Source organism: Mycobacterium sp. E3251, from assembly GCF_001666835.1.
Classification (GTDB): Bacteria; Actinomycetota; Actinomycetes; order Mycobacteriales; family Mycobacteriaceae; genus Mycobacterium.
Genome location: NZ_LZJF01000184.1, coordinates 85,914 through 103,629, shown reverse-complemented (window position 1 = coordinate 103,629; position 17,716 = coordinate 85,914). Strand labels below are relative to the sequence as shown.

At 67.5% G+C, this 17,716-nt stretch carries 17 protein-coding genes and 1 pseudogene; 6 read left to right on the top strand and 12 right to left on the bottom strand.

Annotation, left to right across the window (positions count from 1 at the left end):
- Positions 1-22 precede the first annotated feature (22 nt).
- From A5697_RS22875 to A5697_RS22835, 9 genes and pseudogenes are all read right to left on the bottom strand, one after another.
- Positions 23-577: pseudogene (locus tag A5697_RS22875) on the bottom strand (type VII secretion-associated serine protease); the annotation flags it as partial.
- Complete coding sequence (eccD, locus tag A5697_RS22870) at positions 562-2,091, bottom strand: type VII secretion integral membrane protein EccD (RefSeq protein WP_082953545.1); 1,530 nt, start codon at positions 2,089-2,091, stop codon at positions 562-564. The gene eccD and the pseudogene A5697_RS22875, both read right to left, overlap by 16 nt.
- Positions 2,088-3,113: a MinD/ParA family protein gene (locus tag A5697_RS22865; RefSeq protein WP_156622511.1), complete on the bottom strand. Its 1,026-nt coding sequence runs from the start codon at positions 3,111-3,113 to the stop codon at positions 2,088-2,090. The genes eccD and A5697_RS22865 overlap by 4 nt, the downstream gene beginning before the upstream one ends.
- Before the next feature lie 131 nt (positions 3,114-3,244).
- The gene (locus tag A5697_RS22860) at positions 3,245-4,075 is read right to left on the bottom strand and encodes an ESX secretion-associated protein EspG (protein ID WP_068012126.1); all 831 of its coding nucleotides are present in this window, start codon (positions 4,073-4,075) and stop codon (positions 3,245-3,247) included.
- 111 nt (positions 4,076-4,186) lie between these two features.
- Entirely contained in the window at positions 4,187-4,477 is a 291-nt protein-coding gene (locus tag A5697_RS22855) for a WXG100 family type VII secretion target (protein WP_067207998.1), read from the bottom strand.
- A 52-nt stretch (positions 4,478-4,529) separates the two neighbouring features.
- Entirely contained in the window at positions 4,530-4,853 is a 324-nt protein-coding gene (locus A5697_RS22850) for a WXG100 family type VII secretion target (RefSeq protein ID WP_066953556.1), read from the bottom strand.
- Positions 4,854-4,963: 110 nt separating this feature from the next.
- On the bottom strand, positions 4,964-6,151 hold the full coding sequence (locus tag A5697_RS22845; RefSeq protein ID WP_068012125.1) for a PPE family protein: 1,188 nt from the start codon (positions 6,149-6,151) through the stop codon (positions 4,964-4,966).
- Positions 6,152-6,181: 30 nt separating this feature from the next.
- Positions 6,182-6,487, bottom strand: coding sequence for a PE domain-containing protein (locus tag A5697_RS22840; RefSeq protein WP_067946481.1), 306 nt, complete (start codon positions 6,485-6,487; stop codon positions 6,182-6,184).
- 344 nt (positions 6,488-6,831) lie between these two features.
- On the bottom strand, positions 6,832-8,160 hold the full coding sequence (locus A5697_RS22835; protein WP_067946482.1) for a sensor histidine kinase KdpD: 1,329 nt from the start codon (positions 8,158-8,160) through the stop codon (positions 6,832-6,834).
- A gap of 234 nt (positions 8,161-8,394) precedes the next feature.
- On the opposite strand from A5697_RS22835, the gene A5697_RS22830 reads away from it, so the two are divergent.
- From A5697_RS22830 to ctaD, 5 genes are all read left to right on the top strand, one after another.
- A complete protein-coding gene (locus A5697_RS22830) occupies positions 8,395-8,997 on the top strand; it encodes a TetR/AcrR family transcriptional regulator (RefSeq protein WP_068012124.1) in 603 nt (200 codons plus the stop codon).
- Positions 8,998-9,024: 27 nt separating this feature from the next.
- Positions 9,025-10,236 (top strand): acyl-CoA dehydrogenase family protein, encoded by a 1,212-nt coding sequence (locus tag A5697_RS22825; RefSeq protein ID WP_067946487.1) that lies wholly within the window; start codon positions 9,025-9,027, stop codon positions 10,234-10,236.
- Positions 10,237-10,281: 45 nt separating this feature from the next.
- Positions 10,282-11,499 carry a GNAT family N-acetyltransferase gene (locus A5697_RS22820; protein ID WP_068012123.1) on the top strand — a complete coding sequence of 406 codons (1,218 nt, stop codon included), beginning with the start codon at positions 10,282-10,284 and terminating at the stop codon, positions 11,497-11,499.
- 21 nt (positions 11,500-11,520) lie between these two features.
- On the top strand, positions 11,521-12,486 hold the full coding sequence (locus A5697_RS22815; protein WP_068012122.1) for an FAD-binding oxidoreductase: 966 nt from the start codon (positions 11,521-11,523) through the stop codon (positions 12,484-12,486).
- A 195-nt stretch (positions 12,487-12,681) separates the two neighbouring features.
- A complete protein-coding gene (gene ctaD / locus A5697_RS22810; RefSeq protein ID WP_067946493.1) occupies positions 12,682-14,418 on the top strand; it encodes a cytochrome c oxidase subunit I in 1,737 nt (578 codons plus the stop codon).
- 80 nt (positions 14,419-14,498) lie between these two features.
- Here ctaD and A5697_RS22805 read toward each other — a convergent pair whose 3' ends face one another.
- A complete protein-coding gene (locus A5697_RS22805; protein ID WP_068012121.1) occupies positions 14,499-14,780 on the bottom strand; it encodes a hypothetical protein in 282 nt (93 codons plus the stop codon).
- A gap of 251 nt (positions 14,781-15,031) precedes the next feature.
- Between A5697_RS22805 and A5697_RS22800 the strand changes: the two genes are divergently transcribed.
- Positions 15,032-16,204 (top strand): MFS transporter, encoded by a 1,173-nt coding sequence (locus A5697_RS22800; protein WP_068012135.1) that lies wholly within the window; start codon positions 15,032-15,034, stop codon positions 16,202-16,204.
- A gap of 13 nt (positions 16,205-16,217) precedes the next feature.
- Here the strand turns inward: A5697_RS22800 and A5697_RS22795 are convergent, their stop codons facing one another.
- Both A5697_RS22795 and A5697_RS22790 read right to left on the bottom strand, forming a co-directional pair.
- Complete coding sequence (locus A5697_RS22795) at positions 16,218-17,255, bottom strand: LLM class F420-dependent oxidoreductase (RefSeq protein WP_067946497.1); 1,038 nt, start codon at positions 17,253-17,255, stop codon at positions 16,218-16,220.
- A gap of 11 nt (positions 17,256-17,266) precedes the next feature.
- Complete coding sequence (locus A5697_RS22790) at positions 17,267-17,689, bottom strand: nuclear transport factor 2 family protein (RefSeq protein ID WP_068012120.1); 423 nt, start codon at positions 17,687-17,689, stop codon at positions 17,267-17,269.
- Positions 17,690-17,716 lie beyond the last annotated feature (27 nt).

The following is a 17,716-nucleotide window of genomic DNA, read 5'->3' as shown; positions in this document are numbered from 1 at the left end:
GGCGTGGTCATGGCTGGTGTTGTGGCGGCGGGGGCGCCACCGGCGGCGGGACCTCGACCGGCGGCGGCGGGGCGCCGTTGGCCGGCGGCGGTCCGGCCGGCGGAGGGAACGCCGGGGTCGGCGGCATGGGCCGCGGCATGGGCAAAGTCCCTTGCGGCGCAGCGGCGATGATCGAGCCCACGATTGTGCCGTGCGCGTCGCAATCCGACAGGCCGTCCTCACCCATGATGTAGTCACCACCGGGTACGGCCGGCAGCCGCGGGTTGGGCGAAATGCCGGTGTCGATGACCGCCACCGGTACGCCGTTGCCGGTGCTGTATTGCCAAGCCTTGCTGATGTTGAGCAGGTTGAAGCCCGGTGCCAGCTGCGCCACGTCGGGATTGCGCACGGTGATGGGCGACGAGCAGCTGTTGGCGCGGCGCATCGGTTGGTCTGGCCTGGGCGGCCCGTCCGGGGGCACCAATCCCGGATCCACCTGTGGGGGTGTAATCGCTTGCGCGGCAGGGATATTCGCGGACAGCGCGACCAGGGTCAGGGCGGCAGTCACCGCCGCCACCCTCTTTAGTGGCGAATCCACGTGAACAGCCCTCCCAGGGCCGCCGCCGCTGGCAGCAGGACGATGAACGCCAACACTTCCACCCATTCCACGGTCAACCGGATGAAGGGCCTGAACCGCACCGTCGGCACCAGAAGCGCCGCGGCCAGCCCGCACGCCGCGAAGGCGGCGATGGCCACCGCTGGCCAAAGCAGGCCGCTCACAACGTCTTTCGGTTCGTAGATGGCGTATTTGACCACTCCGGCGCATACCGCGGCCGCGGCGCCGCAGGCGAGCGCGACGGCCTGGTACTTGGCGGCGAATCCCCGGCCCTGGGTGATGAAGATGCCCACCACAAGCCCGGCGACCACCAGCGCCAGCCACGCCCAGGGACGCCCCGGCGTCAGCACCCCCCACACGGCGCCGGGCAGGACGATCGACACCCCGACGCACACACCGACCTGGACCGCGTTGACCAGCCGCGCCGACGCGGCGATCGCCGCGCCGCGCGCGGTGATGTCGGTCAATTCGTTGTCCTCGTCCTCGGATTCGTCCTCGCTGACGGGAGAGACCGTGTCGACGGGCATGCCCTCGCGGCGCGCGAATAGGTCGCGGCCGGTGATCGATCCGAAGTGAGGTGGCCGCACCCGGGCGACCCACAGCGCGATCAGCGGGGTCATCCTGACCAGGATCAGCAATCCAACCAGCACGCAGATGGCCAGCACCTGAGCCGACGCCGGGCGGAACATCCGAACGACGGCAACGGCGGCGAGGATCCCGCTAACCGTCACCACCGCGGTGACGACGGCGGTCTGCCACCGCTTGCGTGTCATCACGCCGATGGCGATGGCACCCAGGATCACGATCACGAGGCCGATCACCCCGTGCGCCGCCCCCAGGGTGCCCGGCGGCGCGCATGCGCCCGCGACGGCCAGCAACGCCACGGCCAGCCAGCCGAACCCGCTGAACAAGTCGCGGCGCTCCCGCCACCCCCACCAGACCACGGAGGCCCCGACCACCAGCAGGGCCCCGACTGCGCCGGACACCGCGGCCGGAACGGGGCCGTCGGTGAAGGTCCGCGCCCGCAACGTCAGCGCCACCACCACCGCGGCCGCCATCGCGATGATCGCGACGGCGGTGTGCGCGGCCGTCAGCGGCGTCACCGGGGCGAACATCCGGTCCCCGCCGTCGCGGCCGAGCCACTTGCCCATGGCCGCCAAGCCGGTCGACAACGACTCGTACTGCGGTTCAAAGGATTCGCCGGCGACCCGGGGCACCAGCACCAGGGTGTCCCCGTCCTGCACGCCCAGCTCGTCCAGGCTCTTGTTGATGTCCAGCCGGACACCGTTGATCTTGTGCAGTTCGTAGCTGCCCGCAGGCAACGTAATGCCGTCAAAACCTTTGCGCTTCAGATCGGCGTCGAAGAGCTCGACCATTCCCTCGAAGAATCCCTCCACCGGAATTCCGGCCGGGAACACTTGGGAGCAGAGATGCTTCTCGTAGGAAATATTGACCGCGCAGCGCGCCGGGAAAGCGACCTTATGCGCCGATGTCACGGCGCCGTCCGCTCCGCATCCGGAATGTATTTGTCGGCCAGGCCGGCGGTGATTTCAAAAAGCCGCAACCGCGTCTTTTTCTTTAATTCATGAACCGTGTCGATGAGCCCGCCTTTGGCCAGATGCGGATCGAACGGCATCTCTTCGACGGTCGCGCCGACCTTGCTGAACCGCTCGGTCAAGTACGCCAGCGCATCTTTGTCGGCGATCTGATCGGTGTGGTTGATGATCACGGTGCTGCGCGAGACCAGCTCGTGGTAGCCCTGCGACCGCAGGTAGTCGACGGCCCGCAGCACCGGCCGGGAGCGGTCCGCGGTTATCCCGGAAACGAACACGAGCGTGTCGGTGTTCTCCAAAACCGGCTTCATCACCTCGTGTTCCAGGTCCGGCGAGGTGTCGACGATCATCACGGTGTGGGTTCGCCGCAACCGCGACAAGACACCCGAGAACATCGCAGGCACCAGCGGCCGGGGCTGATCCGACGTGCGGTTTCCGGCCAGCACGTCGAGTCCGATCGGGTTCTGCCCCAAGTGTTCACGGATGTCCGCGTAGCCCTGGACGTCGGTGTCGTTGATGATGGCGGTGTAGTCGCCCGGCGGCGACTCGTCGATGCGGTCGGCCAGCGTGCCGAAACCCGGGACCGCGTCAATCGCAATCACGTTCTGCGGGCGGCATTCTCGGAACACCCCACCGATGCAGGCGACCATCGTCGAAACGCCGACGCCGCCCTTGCCGGACACCACCGTGATCACGTACTGGCGCCGGATGTGCCGCCGGATACGGTTCTGCAAGTCCCGGTAGTGCCGCTCACTGGGTGATTCACCCGGGTTTATTTTCTTAAAAGAGATGACGTAGATGAATTTCCGCCAACCCGAGCCCGGAGGAATCTTTCGAGGCGCGGCCAGATCGGTAATGCGCATGGTGTCCGACACCGAATCCGGGAAGTTGCGGCCCCCTGACGGATCCCCCCGTCTGAGCGCCCCTTCGTCCGACATATTCGGGTCATTCCAAGGGCTCGTCACGTCGCGATGCTAACACGCTCGGCGATACCGCGTTTACCGATCAAGAAACCCTTCAAGAACGTAAGGGGTTGCTATTCCACGGCATTGGTTAACTGACTTATCTTGCGTCAGTTGAGAAATCGTCCCCCTCCTCAGACCACCCGCCGATACGAGTACCACTCGTCGCCCGCGGGCAAGCGGCGGATGAGCCGCTGCACGGCGCCACTGATGTCGCTGCGCGAACCCGGCGAGACGATCTGGTAGCGCCGCTGCCCCGAGATGACGCACTCGATGCAGACGCGTCCGGACGGGGTGTCGACGATAGACACGGACGAATCGCCGACCGCCACCCGCGCAAGTTCGTCCGGCCCGACCCCGGCCTGCAGCGCGACGATGGACGCGCGCGCCGAGCGCGCCGGGTCGGCGGCAGCGAGCACGAGCTGCAATTGATCGGCGCCGAGGCGCTGGGCGAGCAGAAAGGTCCGCAGGCTGACGGAGTCGCGCACCGACGCGAGCAATTGTTCGGTGTCCAGGGTGACCGGCCGCAACGGCGCCGCCTCCGCCACACCGCACAACCGCTCGACTTGCCCCACGACGAGTTCGCTGGCCCCACCCTCGTCGTTGGCGGTGCCGGCCGGATACAGGCGAATGAGCTCGCCGTGGCGTTCCAGCACCACCCACCAGCTGGCAAAGCGGCAGATGGACACCCGGGTCGGTTCGCGCCCCGGCACGTCGATGCTGACCATCAGCGCCAAGTCCCGCCGCAACAGCACGGTGAGCCACTCGCGGATCATCGGGTCGACATTGTCGGCCTCGTCGAGGGCGCCGGCAGTCCTCAACTCGTCCGCGATCGGGTGGCTCAGCGCCCGCTCGGCGGTGTCGAGCCTCGGCAGCAACGGGCGCAACCCCAGCTCGGGGCACGTCTGCTCCACCCCTGCAACCGCCTGCAACACCCACAGGCCATCGACCGTCGTCGTCAGCATCTCATTTCGCTTTCAGGGCAGCGCGCCCATCGAACCGGCGGGCCAGACGCCGAAGGGGGGCACATGCGCTCACGCATCTGCCCCACCTTCAATCGCGGTGGTTAGCCGATCTCAGCCGAACAAGTGGCCGATGTTCTGGTCGGTCGCGAGCGCGTTGTCCAGCACGTGCGAGGTCGTCGTCCCGTGCTGGCTCACGGTGTCGATCAGCCCCTGCAGACCGGACAGCATCTGCGCTTGCGCCTCGAAGAATTGCTTCGCACCATGGCCGGCGAAGAATTCCGTCAGCTGGTTGGTCCGGTTCGAGGTGTCGTCATAAATTCCCTGCAGCTGGCCGGCGCGGGAGCCGATGTCGGAGGCGAAATCGGCGACGGCGCCCGGGTTATAAGTGATCGGGTTGGACATTTGCGAGCTTCCTTTCAAAGACCAATAGTGAAATTACGAGCGAGTGGGGCGGTTAGGAGCCGTGGCCGCCGAATAGCGCGCTGAAGGCGTGTGTGGAATCCGCCTCGTGGTGTTCCATCAAGGCCGCCGCCTGCTTGAGGCCCTCGGCCAGGCGGGTTCCGCCGGACAGGACCTTGTTCAGGTCGTTCTGAATTTCGATAGCCGTCGCGTGGGACGCGGTCACCGCTTCACCGGACCAGGTCGAAGGGTTCATCACGTTTTCGTGATTTGCGATGTAGCCCTGAGCGATTGCGATCGCGTGCTCCATGTTCGCCTGAATGTGGTTGGAAGCGTCGCGAAGCACCTGCGACGATACTTGGATTGTTGAACTGTCCACTTGCGGTTTCTCCTAACTACTGCTGCCCTCCCCCGGGAATTACCTGGGGCATGAAACGAAGTGTATGAGGGCTATTTGGACCTGTCGATTCACCCTTGGCCGGGCCGGCTTCACACTCTGGTGTCGACAACCCGCACCGTCGCGGGCTGTTCCGATTTGTCTCGGGATCCGCGCTCTCCTCCCGCCCCATGCCCCACCGGCATGCCGCCCATCGGTGTGCCGCCGCCGACCGTGGTGGTCTGCGGACGGATGGCCTCGGCCCCCAACGCCCCACTCGGCCGCAACCCGACCGGCCGGCCGCTGCTGACGGGCTCGAAGGCGCTGACGGGACGGGTGAAGGTCGTCGCGGGCATACCCGCACCGCCCAGGGATGCGGCCCCGCCGCCGCCCGAGGCGCCTACGGCCGACACCTCCGTCGCCGAGACGGCCGAAACTCCCGGCGCCGCCCCTGCCATGGCGCCGGGGTTGGCGAACATGCCCATCATCGATTGCAGCGGCGACATCATCTGCATCGGCGCCTGCATCATCTGCATGGGCGCCTGCATCGCCTGCGGGACCGCGCCCATCATCGATTGCACCGGCTCCATGAACGATCCGGCTTGGCTCATGAAGTCCTGGCCGCCCGATGCCGCCTGGCCCGCGCCCTGCGTGCCCGTCTGCGCGCCCTGAAGAGCGGAGCGCATGCCGTCTCCGGCCGCGACCTGGGCGGCGGACTGACCGATCGCCGAGGCCGCCGCCCCCGGCGCCGCCGGCGACGCACCCATGGTTGCCAGCGGCGGCGGAATGGCGAGGCTTTGGGTCAGCGCGGTGAGAATCGCCCCGTAGCTGGCACCGACGGCGGAGTTGTTCGGCCACATCGATCCGAAGTACTCGAGTTCCAGCGACGTGATGCGGGGCGTCAAAGCCCCGAGGACGAGGGGGTTGATGCCGTAGTCGGTGGCGCATTCGGTGCGGTTCTCGATGCATTCGGGCGCGGGGCGCATCGAACCGTACGCCATCTGATACGCCGAGACCGCCGTGGAAACCACGGCCGGCTTGACGTCCACCCACCCGGCCAGCCCGTGCAGCGACGCGTTCAGCGCGGTGGCGTTGGCCGCGGAGGCCAGGGAGCCGGTGCCCACCCAGCTCGCCGACGTGGCCACGGTGTTGATCGTCGAGGCGATGCTCGAGCCGTGATGGGTGGCCGCGAGCGCCGTCCACGCAGCCTGGTTGGCCAGATGGGTGATGACGCCGGCGCCCGCCTTGAGCAACAAATCATTGTCCTCAGGCGTACGCGCGGCCCACCCCGGATCGGCCATGCGTACTTCCCCCTTTGTGCGTCGCTGGTCTCAGGCGCCGATCGCCAACGCCAAGCTACGCATGAGCTCGGTGACGACGTACGTTCCCGACGCGAGGCTCTGCGCGCCGGAGAACAGGCCGCGCTGAGCGGCGTGCTCGGAAACCACTCCGAGATAGCTTCCGCCACATGCGTTCAGCGCTGCCGCAAACATCGCCGAGTCGGGGTCCCCGCCCATCGGCAGGACTCCCAACAGCACCGGCGCGGCCGCCGAAGCCGCCGCCTGAGTTTCCGCGCTGATGGCCGCCTCCGCGGATGACGACGCCAGCACTGCTTCCGATTGCACCTGCAGCACCATGATTTCCCTCCGATTGCTCAGCGCCTAAAAGACGGGCTTGGCGCATCAGTCTAGTGGGGTTCGACCGTTCGTGTATTCACTAGCTTTACCTCCGGCCACGGGCAGGAAATTACGCGATTGTTCTGACCGCCGGTATTCCCCTTATAAGTCATCCGTCAAACAACCTCGTATGCCACTGCAGACACAGTGGTCACGAAGTCACCGCCGAAAGCTTCAGTGCGAGCGGGTCATGCGAATGCGTGGCAGGAATGGCGGCGCCTAAAAACGGCCGAATTGTCGTCGACTTAACGAAGAATCGGCCAACTGTTTCCACCCGTTCCCGGGGCCGGAAATTGCGACGTACGTTACGCGGGGCCGCGCCCATCGCCGGCCAGGTTGAGCAACAGCCGGGTCCCCCCGAGCGGGCTGGTTTGCAACGCCGCCGTGCCCCCGTGCAATTCGGCCTGCTGGGCGACCAGCGCCAGACCCAAACCGGATCCCGAACGCGAGGCCGTCGAACCGCGCGCGAAGCGTTCGAACACCGTGGCGCGCTCCGATTCCGGCACACCGGTGCCGTCGTCGTCGATCGCTATTTCCACGCCCTCGCTGGAGCTGCTCACCGTGAGCTGGATCTTGCCGGCGTTGCCGTGCTTGACGGCGTTGGCGATGGCGTTGTCGATCACCAGCCGCAGCCCCGTGGGCAACCCCACCATCAACACGGTCGGCGACGGCACCAGCGACACCTCCACTTCGGGGTAGATGCGCAGGGCGTCGTGTGCGGCCCGGTCCAAGAGTTCGGTGATGTCGAACGGGACGAAATCGTCGACGGTGGTGAGCTCGCCCTGCGCCAGCCGTTCCAGCGCCGTCAGGGTGCCCTCTATGCGGCTCTGGGTCCGAATGACGTCACCGATGACCTCCTGGCGCTGTTCACGCGGCAGGTCGAGGGTGGACAGCACCTCCAGGTTGGTGCGCATCGCCGTCAACGGGGTCCGCAACTCGTGCGAGGCGACCGCCGCGAAGTCGCGGGCCGACTCAAGGGCGGCCTTGGTCCGCTGTTGCTCCTTGCCGATGCGCGCGAGCATCCCCTCGACGGCTTCGGCGATCTCCACGGCCTCGCGCACCCCGCGCACCTGGACCTCGTCGGGGCTGGACTGGGCGTTGATGGCGCGGGCCTGCTGGGCCAGCAGCAGGAACGGGTTGACCATGATCAACGAGATCACCCAGCCGACGACCACCGTGCCGCCAATGACGCTGGCACAGATCAACAGCACCCGCAGGTGCAGCTCGTTGATCCGGTGTTGGGCCTCGGCCAACGGTGCGGCCAGCGCGATCGATGCGGGCCCCGCGGAGAAGGTGCGGACGCGGTATTGCACCCCGTTGATGGTGGTGTTCGCGTACCCGTTGGGCAGCTTGGGCAGCACGATATTTCCGGGCGCCGAGACGGTCTCGTCTCCGATCCGTGCGGTGCGCACCAGGTTGCCGTCCGGCATGGGCTGGTCGGGGCTGGCGTGCTCCACGTTGTGCAGCAGTGAATTGATGTCGCCGAGGCTGCTGACCGAGTCGAGCCTGCGGTCGAGCTGGCTGTACTGATCGTTGGTGACACCGACCCACACCCAGGTGCCCAGCAGCACCACGAGGGTGATCACCGACACCGCCGCGACGACGACGATGGTGCGCAGCGACAACACTCGCATCGGCAGATCTACGTGCGGTAACACGCGAATGTCAGGCTCCTCTTGTGCAGCTCGCCGCGCCGGGACGGCGACGGTGTCGACCACCTGACCACAACCTTCACACCGAGATCGATTCGCCGCGCTCAGGCCTCGTGGCGTTTCGCAGAGAATCTAGCGCCAATCTTCGGCCCGGTGTCCCGCGGCTGCGACTGGGGTCATTTTGCCCCTGGGGCAGTGAGTGAGTACTCTCTCACCATGCTCGCCTCCGGACGTGATCGGCTGCTGGCCGAGGCGCTGAAGCTCTTCGCCGCCAAGGGCTACGCGGCGACGTCGGTGGCCGACATCCAGCGGGCATCGGGTCTGGCGCCGGGATCGGGTGCGTTGTACAAGCACTTCGGCTCCAAGCGCGAACTGCTCGAGGCCGCCGTCGCGCACCGGATCGACAGCATCGTGGCGGCACGCGAGCAGTACGACGCCGGGCAGCCCGGCGGCGTCGAGCAGGCGGTGCGCACGGCCGGCCAGCTGATCTGGAGCAACCTCAAGGAAAGCGAGGACCTGCTCAAGGTCATGTTGCGGGAACCCGACGAGCTCGGCGATCTCGACGAGAAGACCTGGCAGGTCATCACCGACAACGCCTATCAGCGTTTCGCCGACGAACTGGCCGCGTCGAACCGGTCGGGCCGCACCCGCATCCCCGATCCGGACGCGGCCGCCGCCGTCGCCATCGGGTCGTTGTCCTATGCCGCAACGCTGCAGGCGCTGACCGGCCGCCTGCCGGGAAACATCGACGAGGAGCGGTACTTCGAGGCGTGGGTCAGCCAGACCGTCAGCGTCCTCGCCCAATACGGAAACCGTTGAGAGCACAGATAATTCAGGAGTGAAGCCGTGACTTTTTCATTGCAACTGACCGACGACGTGATCGAGGTGCGCGACTGGGTGCACAAGTTCGCCGCCGACGTCATCCGCCCCGCCGCCTCGGAGTGGGACGAACGGGAGGAAACCCCGTGGCCGGTGATCCAGGAGGCCGCGAAGGTGGGCCTGTACTCTCCCGACTTCTTCGCGCAGCAGGCGGCCGAGCCCACCGGGCTGGGCATGCTCACCGCATTCGAGGAGATGTTCTGGGGCGACGCCGGCATCGCGCTGTCCATCATGGGCACCGGCCTGGCCGCGGCGGCCCTGGCGGGCAACGGAACTCCCGAACAGCTGGGCCGCTGGCTGCCCGAGATGTTCGGTACGGCCGACGAGCCGAAGCTGGGCGCGTTCTGCTCGTCCGAGCCCGACGCGGGTTCCGACGTCGGCGCCATTCGCACCCGGGCCCGCTACGACGAGGCCGCCGGGGAGTGGGTCCTCAACGGCACCAAGACGTGGGCGACCAACGGCGGCATCGCCAACGTGCACATCGTCGTGGCATCGGTCTACCCCGAGCTCGGCACCCGCGGCCAGGCCACCTTCGTCGTCCCCGCGGGGGTCAACGGGCTGGCGCAGGGACAGAAGTTCAAGAAGCACGGGATTCGGGCGTCCCACACCGCCGAGGTGGTGCTGGACAACGTGCGGCTTCCCGAAGACCACATCCTCGGTGGGCGGGAGAAGTTCGAGGCGCGGATCGCCCGCGTCAAGTCGGGCGCCTCGGCGCGGAGCCAGGCGGCGATGAAGACCTTCGAGCGCACCCGGCCCACGGTCGGCGCGATGGCGGTCGGCGTCGCCCGGGCCGCGTACGAGTACGCCCTCGACTATGCCTGCCAGCGTGAGCAATTCGGCCGCAAGATCGGCGAATTCCAGGCGGTGGCGTTCAAGCTGGCCGACATGAAGAGCCGCATCGACGCCGCCCGCCTGCTGGTATGGCGGGCCGGGTGGATGGCGCGCAACAACCAATCGTTCGACGCGGCGGAGGGGTCGATGGCCAAACTGGTGGCCAGCGAAACGGCCGTCTACGTCACCGACGAGGCGATCCAGATCCTGGGCGGCAACGGCTACACCCGCGACTATCCCGTCGAGCGGATGCACCGCGACGCCAAGATCTTCACCATCTTCGAGGGCACCAGCGAGATCCAGCGCCTGGTGATCTCGCGGGCATTGACCGGCTTGCAGATTCGTTAGCGGCCCGCGGTCCAGGCCGCGGCGCGCACGCGACATGATGGCCGGATGACCACCGAGATCCGGGCCCTCGACAGCGAGGACGAGCTTCTGGCGGCCGCCAACGTGTTTCGCGTCGCCATGATCGGCTTCCCGCCGCTGCCGGACCTGCCGCCCGGCCGCATCGCCGGGCTGCTCGAACCCGGCCGCACCGTCGGCGCATTCGCCGACGGTCAACTGGTCGGCACCGCGGACGCGGTGACGAGTCGGATGACGCTCCCGGGCGGCGTGCTGGTCGGGCACGCCGCCGTCACGCATATCGGGGTGCTGCCGTCATTCACCCGACAGGGCATCGCCACAGAGCTGATCCGTCATCAGTTGGGGGACTTCGCGGCCCGCGGTGAAGTGGTCGCGTCGCTGCGGGCGTCGGAGGCGACGATCTATGGCCGGTACGGATACGGTGTCGCCAGTTCGTCGCAGACCGTGGAGGTGCACACCGCGCGGGCGGCGCTGCGGCGCGACGTCGGGGCCGGCGGTCCGGTTCGGTTGATCGACGCCGCGCAAGCGTGGGAGCTGTTGCCCCGCATCTATGCCGAGCATCGCCCGTCGCGTCCGGGGACCATCGACCGGCCGGACGTCTGGTGGCAAAGCCTGCGGCTGCGCACCGAGTCCTCACCGCAGCCCTCGTACGTCGCGGTGCACGGTGCCCCGGGAGCCGAATCGGGGTTCGCCCGCTACCGTCCCGTCGACACCGAGCGGTGGTTCGTCAGCGACCAGCGCACCATCGCCGTCGAGGACTTCTTCGCGCCCACCCCGCAGGCCTACCTCGGACTGCTGCGGTTCCTGCTCGGCCTGGATCTCATTGACCGCGTGGTGTTTTGGATGCTCCCGCTCGACGACCCGCTGCCCTGGCTGTTGACCGACCGGCGAGCGGCGCGGGTCACCGCGGTGCACGACGAGACATGGCTGCGGATCCTCGACGCATCGCGGGCGCTAGCGGCACGGCACTACAGCGACGACGGTGCCGTCACCATCGCGGTGAAAGACCCTATGGTGCCGGACAATTCGCGGCGTTTCAGCGTGACCGGCGGCGGCGCCGAACCGACCGAACGGCGGGCGCAGCTGGAGGTCGACGTCGAGGGGCTGGCCGGCGTCCTGCTCGGCGGCACGACCTGGCGCGACCTCGCCATCGCCGGTTTGGTCCGCGCCGATGACCCGTCGGCGATTGCGGTGGCCGACCGGCTGTTCGCGGTGCCGGACGCGCCCCACGCCGGGTTCTTCTTCTAGCCGCGTGGGTATGCCGATCGCGTGATCGTCATCGTCGGCGCGGGGATGTGCGGGCTGGCCGCCGCCTACGAGCTCGCGCGGTGCGGGGAGTCGGCGATCGTGCTCGAACGCGGCCGGCCGTTCGGCGAGCAGTCCACGGGACTGGCCCGCATCTTCCGGACCGCACACCGGCGCCCCGAGCTGTGCCACCTCGCCTTGCAAGCCCGCACCGGTTGGCAGCGCTGGGAAGCCGAGCTCGGCGCGGGCCGGCTGCTGGGCCCGGAGGGGTTCATCGCCACCGGCGCCTGCGACGAGACCGCGGCGGCGATGACGGAGGCCGGCGCGAAGTTCCGCTGGGCGGACGCCGCCGAGATCGCCACGCGGATCCCATTCGCCGCCCCGCCGTGGGAGGCCGGTGTGCTCGATCCGCTCGGCGGCAGCCTGCGTGTCCGCCGCGCACTGTCCGCGTTGGCGCGGCGGGTCGAAATCCGGCGCGGAGACGTCGTGTCGGTCGCCGACGACGGCGAGGTGATCCTCGCCGACGGGACGGTGCTGCGGGCCGAGCGGGTGCTGATCTGCGCCGGGGTGCGGACGGCGGAACTCTTCGGCCCGCTCGGCATGCACTTCGTCTCGCACACTCGGTTCTCCTACGAGGGCGCCGATGCGACCGGCTCGGCGTGCCTGTCGGCGCCCGAGGGTTACGGTCTGCCGCTGGACAGGACCGGCCGGTGGGCTTTCGGGCAGGAGGTGCCGGACCCTGCGACGGTGCGCGCGCTGTTCCCGGCGCTTTACCCGGTGGGCCGCGTGGACTGCGTGACGATCCGCGCGCCGTGGCTCGACTCGGGCGGCGACGGCTGGACCGTGGCGCGCCGCGGCCGCGTCGTCGCGTTCGTCGGCGCCAACCTGATGAAATTCGGTCCGCTGCTGGGTGAACTGCTCGCTCAGGCCGTCCGGCAGGACGAGCTGCCCAATTCGCTGCAGAGCGTGTCGGATTGGCGCGCCGATTGATGTTCGCCGCTCATCGGTCGGCGGACAACACCCCCCTTCGGGTCGCGACGGTGCCGCAGACCTTGGAAAGGCTCCCCTTCCCGCGCCGCGTCGCACGAAATCCGCGCGAATTTAGGGACGTTTGACCCTAGGTCGGCTCGCCGCTGCCTCGAAATACTTGGGCGGCTTGATCGCTGGGCCCCGTGGAGGTAATCGATGACGGCTGAAGCACCGCCGGTCAGCGGCCTGGAAGCCCGCCGGCCGTTTCCCGCGCGAACGGGCCCCAAGGGCAACCTGATCTACAAAATCATCAGCACCACCGACCACAAGATGATCGGCATCATGTACATGGTCGCCTGTTTCATCTTCTTCTTCATCGGCGGCCTGATGGCACTGCTCTTGCGCCTCGAGCTGGCGCGGCCCGGGCTGCAATTCCTCTCCAACGAGCAGTACAACCAGCTGTTCACCATGCACGGCACGGCGATGTTGCTGTTCTACGCGACTCCCATCGTTTTCGGATTCGCCAACCTCGTGCTGCCCTTGCAGATCGGCGCGCCCGACGTCGCATTCCCACGGCTGAACGCGCTGTCGTTCTGGCTCTTCATCTGCGGAGCGCTGATCGCGTTGGGCGGCTTCATCGTTCCCGGCGGTGCGGCCGATTTCGGCTGGACCGCCTACACGCCGCTCTCCGATGCCGTGCACAGCCCCGGCGTGGGCGGCGACTTGTGGATTCTGGGGGTGGGTGTCGGGGGTCTGGGCACCATTCTGGGCGCGGTCAACATGATCACCACCGTGGTGTGCCTGCGGGCCCCGGGCATGACGATGTTCCGGATGCCCATCTTCACTTGGAACATTCTGGTGACCAGTGTTCTTGTCCTGGTGGTCTTCCCGCTCCTGACCGCCGCACTGTTCGGATTGGAGGCCGACCGCCGCATCGGCGCGCACATCTACGACGCGTCCAACGGCGGGGTCATCCTGTTTCAGCATTTGTTCTGGTTCTTCGGGCACCCCGAGGTGTACGTCATCGCGCTGCCGTTCTTCGGCATCATCTCCGAGATCATCCCGGTCTTCTCGCGCAAGCCGCTGTTCGGTTACACGACACTGGTTTACGCGACGCTGGCCATCGCGGCATTGTCGGTCGCGGTATGGGCCCACCACATGTACGCCACCGGCGCCGTGCTGCTGCCCTTCTTCTCATTCATGACGTTCCTGATCGCCGTCCCCACCGGCATCAAGTTCTTCAACTGGATTGGCACGATGTGGAAGGGGCAACTCACCTTTGAGACCCCGATGCTGTTCTCCGTAGGCTTCCTGGTGACCTTCCTGCTGGGCGGCCTGACGGGGGTGATGCTGGCCAGCCCGCCGCTGGACTTCCACATCAGTGACACCTACTTCGTTGTGGCGCACTTTCATTACACACTCTTCGGCACCATCGTGTTCGCCACGTACGCCGGCATCTACTTCTGGTTCCCCAAGATGACGGGCCGGCTGCTCGACGAGCGGCTGGGCAAGCTGCAATTCTGGTTGACCTTCATCGGCTTCCACACCACGTTCCTGGTCCAGCATTGGCTGGGCACTTCGGGTATGCCGCGCCGCTACGCCGACTACCTGCCCACCGACGGGTTCGCGACGCTCAACTTCGTCTCCACCATCGGGGCGTTCATCCTTGCCGTCTCGGTTCTGCCGTTCGTGTGGAACGTGTTCAAGAGCTGGCGCTACGGCGAACCGGTCCTGGTGGACGACCCCTGGGGCCACGGCAACTCGCTGGAGTGGGCGACCAGTTGCCCGCCGCCGCGGCACAACTTCACCGAACTGCCTCGGATCCGTTCGGAGCGACCGGCTTTCGAGCTGCACTACCCGCACATGGTGGAGCGGATGCGGGCCGAGGCACACGCGGGACGCCGAGAACTCGTGAGTGCGGCGGCCGACGCAGACGCCGCCGACAAACACTAGTTTCGCCGGCGCACCTGCGCTTCCCCATCGCGCCAGTGCGGCGAGCGTTCCGAAGGTGCGGCTCACCGCCGCAGTGACCGTCAGCCGCGGGGCGCGTCGGAGATCTTGGTGTCCGGCTTGCCCAACGTCTGGCAGTACGTCAGCGCCGACAGTCGGGTGGCCGAGATCTCAGCGTTGGCGGGGTCCGTGCCGTTCTTGTCCTTCAGCATCTTGCTGACCTCGTCGTTCTGCTTCTTCTCGTCCTGAGAGGTGAAGTCCTTGCACTTGGTGTCGCCGCCGGTGTTGATGACCTGTGAGGCCGAACACGCGCTGGACAGCAGCACGGCGGCGATCGCGAACGTGGCGGCCGCAATTTGCTTCATCGTTTGCCTTCCTGGAGCCGAGTAGTGGTATCAGTACACCAAATCGACCGATTTGAAACCCCGCCGTGCGATTGCGCCGGTGAATCAGCCGTTTGCGCAGCGTGCATCTCGCTGCCGAACGGGAATAACTGCCACGTCCGCGTCGTCGTTTAGGTTTCGTCGGTCCCCACCGCGCCGGGACCCGAGGGGAGGAACGTCCGGTGTCCGGGTCCAACGGGTCAACTCCGCCGTCGGCTTTGGTCACGCTGGACATGGGTGACCGCCCGGCTCCGGTCCGGAGCGCGTTCGCCGCCGTCCTGGTGTTGTTGCTGTCCATCGGCTGGGTGGCCAACCACTTCGTCGCGTTGATGCCCTTGCTCAGCGTTCGGCAGCACCTCAGCTCGGCCACCCTTGATGCGATCTTCGGCATCTACGCGCTGGGCTTGCTGCCCGGTCTGATCGTCGGCGGACGCGCCTCGGATGCCTTCGGGCGTCGGTCGGTGGCACTGGCGGGGACGGCTACCGCCGTGGCGGGGACGGTGGCCATGTTCTATTCGCAGCAGTACGACGTTCTGCTGCTGGGACGCCTGGTAGTCGGGCTCGGGGTCGGGCTGGCCATGAGTTCCTGCACCGCGTGGGCCTCGGACCTGAAAGGCCCCGCCGGCGCGGCCGCCGCGGGCGCGGCGTTGATGGCCGGCTTCGCGATCGGCCCGTTCGCGGGAGCGTTGATCGCCGGCGCGGGTCCGGTCGGCGTCCGGCTGTCGTTCGGGATCGCGGCCGCCGTCGGAGTGGCCGCGATGGCCGTCGCGATCGTCGTCGCGGGGCGAGCGAGGGCCACGGAGCAGGAAACCACCCAGGTTTGGGAGCCGTCGAGCGGCGGCGGGCGGGGTGCGGCGCGGGCGTTGAGTTGGGCGATGCCGCTGGCGCCGTGGGTATTCGCTTCGGCGACACTCGGATTCATCGCGATCCCCAGCCGCGTGCACACCGGGCTCGCGGCTCCGATGGCCGCCGGCCTGGCCACGCTGCTGGTCAACGGGGTCAGCGGGCTTATCCAAGTGCTCGCCCGCGCGCGCCGGTGGGGGCCGCAGGCCGGCACCGCCGGTGCGGTGCTCGCCGCGCTCGGCTACGCGGTCACCGCGCTGGCCCCGCCGGACATGTCGCCGGCGCTCGGTCTGCCACTGTTCCTGGTGCTGGGCAGCGCCTCCGGTCTGTGTCTGCGCGAGGGCTTGATCGACCTGGAGGCCGCGGCGCCAAAACGCCTGCGCGGCGCGCTCGTTGGCGCGTTCTACGTGGTGACGTACATCGGTTTCGGCCTGCCGCTGATTCTGACGACGGTCGGGTCGACTGTTTCGACGGCCATCCTCGCCGTGATGGCGGCGCTGGCGCTGCTGACGGCCGTGACTCGAGCGGTTCGACTCCGCCGAGGCGCCCACCGCCAGGGCTGACGAGGCCCGACGGTCAGACGAGTTCGCGCAGCGTCTCGATCAGCTTGATCCGCTCGGCGGTTGTGGACGCGATGGGCGAGACATTGAGCGTGGTAACCCCGGCCTCCCGGAACGCGGCCACGCGGTCCTTGACGAATTCGCGGCTGCCGATGAGGTTCACGTCCCGCACGAGTTCGTCGGGGACGACCTTGGCGGCGCCGTCCTTGTCCCCGGCAAGGTAGAGCTCTTGAATCCGATCGGCCTGCGGGCCGTAGCCGTACTTGGTCGCCAGGGCGTGGTAGAAGTTCTTGCCCTTGGCGCCCATTCCGCCGATGTAGAGGGCGAGGTGCGGTTTGACGAATTCCCTTAGTGGTTCCACGTTTTCGCCGATGGCCAGCACCGGTCCGGCGTAGATGTCGAGGTCACCCAGACTGGGGTCGCGCTTGGCCCGGCCGGCGGCCAGCGCCTCTCCCCATACCTGCGACGCCTTCTCGGGCAGGTAGAAGATCGGCTGCCAGCCCTCGGCGATCTCGGCCGCCAGCTCGACGTTCTTAGGTCCCAGCGCCGCCACCAGGATCGGAATACGTTCCCGCACGGGCTTATTGATCAGCTTGAGCGGCTTGCCAAGCCCGGTGCCCTGCCCGGCGGGCAGCGGGATCGTGTAGTACCTGCCCTGGTGTGTGAGCGTCTCGCGCCGCCACACCTGGCGGCAGATGTCGATCACCTCGCGGGTCCGGGCGATCGGCGCGTCGTACGGGACACCGTGGAAGCCCTCGATGACCTGTGGGCCCGAAGCTCCCAGGCCCAGCGTGAACCGACCGTCGGAGACGTAGTCCAGGCCGGCCGCGGTCATCGCGGTCAGCGTCGGCGTTCTCGTGTAGAGCTGCAGGATCCCCGAGGCCAGCCCGACCCGGTCGGTGCTGGCGGCCAGGTAGCCCAGCGCGCTCACTGCGTCGAACGAATACGCCTCGGGGACGAAGACAATGTCGAGTCCGGCGCGCTCGAGGTCGGCCACTTCGGCCGCCACGTCCTTGAAACCGCCCGCGTAGTTGATGCCCAATCCGATTCGCATGCTCGCTACTCCTACGCGGTGGTGAACTCGTCGGCCAGCTCGAGCGCCTCCTGCTGGATTCGGTCGAACTGGGCGCCCATCGCCTCCGACAGCGCCTTCGCGCCGGATAGCGGTCGCACCATCACCACGAAATCGTCGATGAGGCCGTCGTCGTTGAAGTGCAGGAAGTCGCAACCGGTGATCTTGACCCCCGGCGCTCCGGCGATCCCGGTCTCGAACACGAACGCATGGTCGCGACCGCCCCCGTCGTGGATCTCACGGACGTAGCGGAAGTCCTCGAAGACACGCATGACGCCGCGCAGGATCGCGGCGGTGATCGGCTTGCCGACGTACGGCTTGAACGCCACCGGGCTGGTGAACACCACGTCGTCGGCAAGCAGCGCCTGGATGCCCTTCTCGTCGCGTTCTTCGACCGCCTTGCGGAACGGATGCATCCGACACCTCGCCTAGTGAATTCGTTT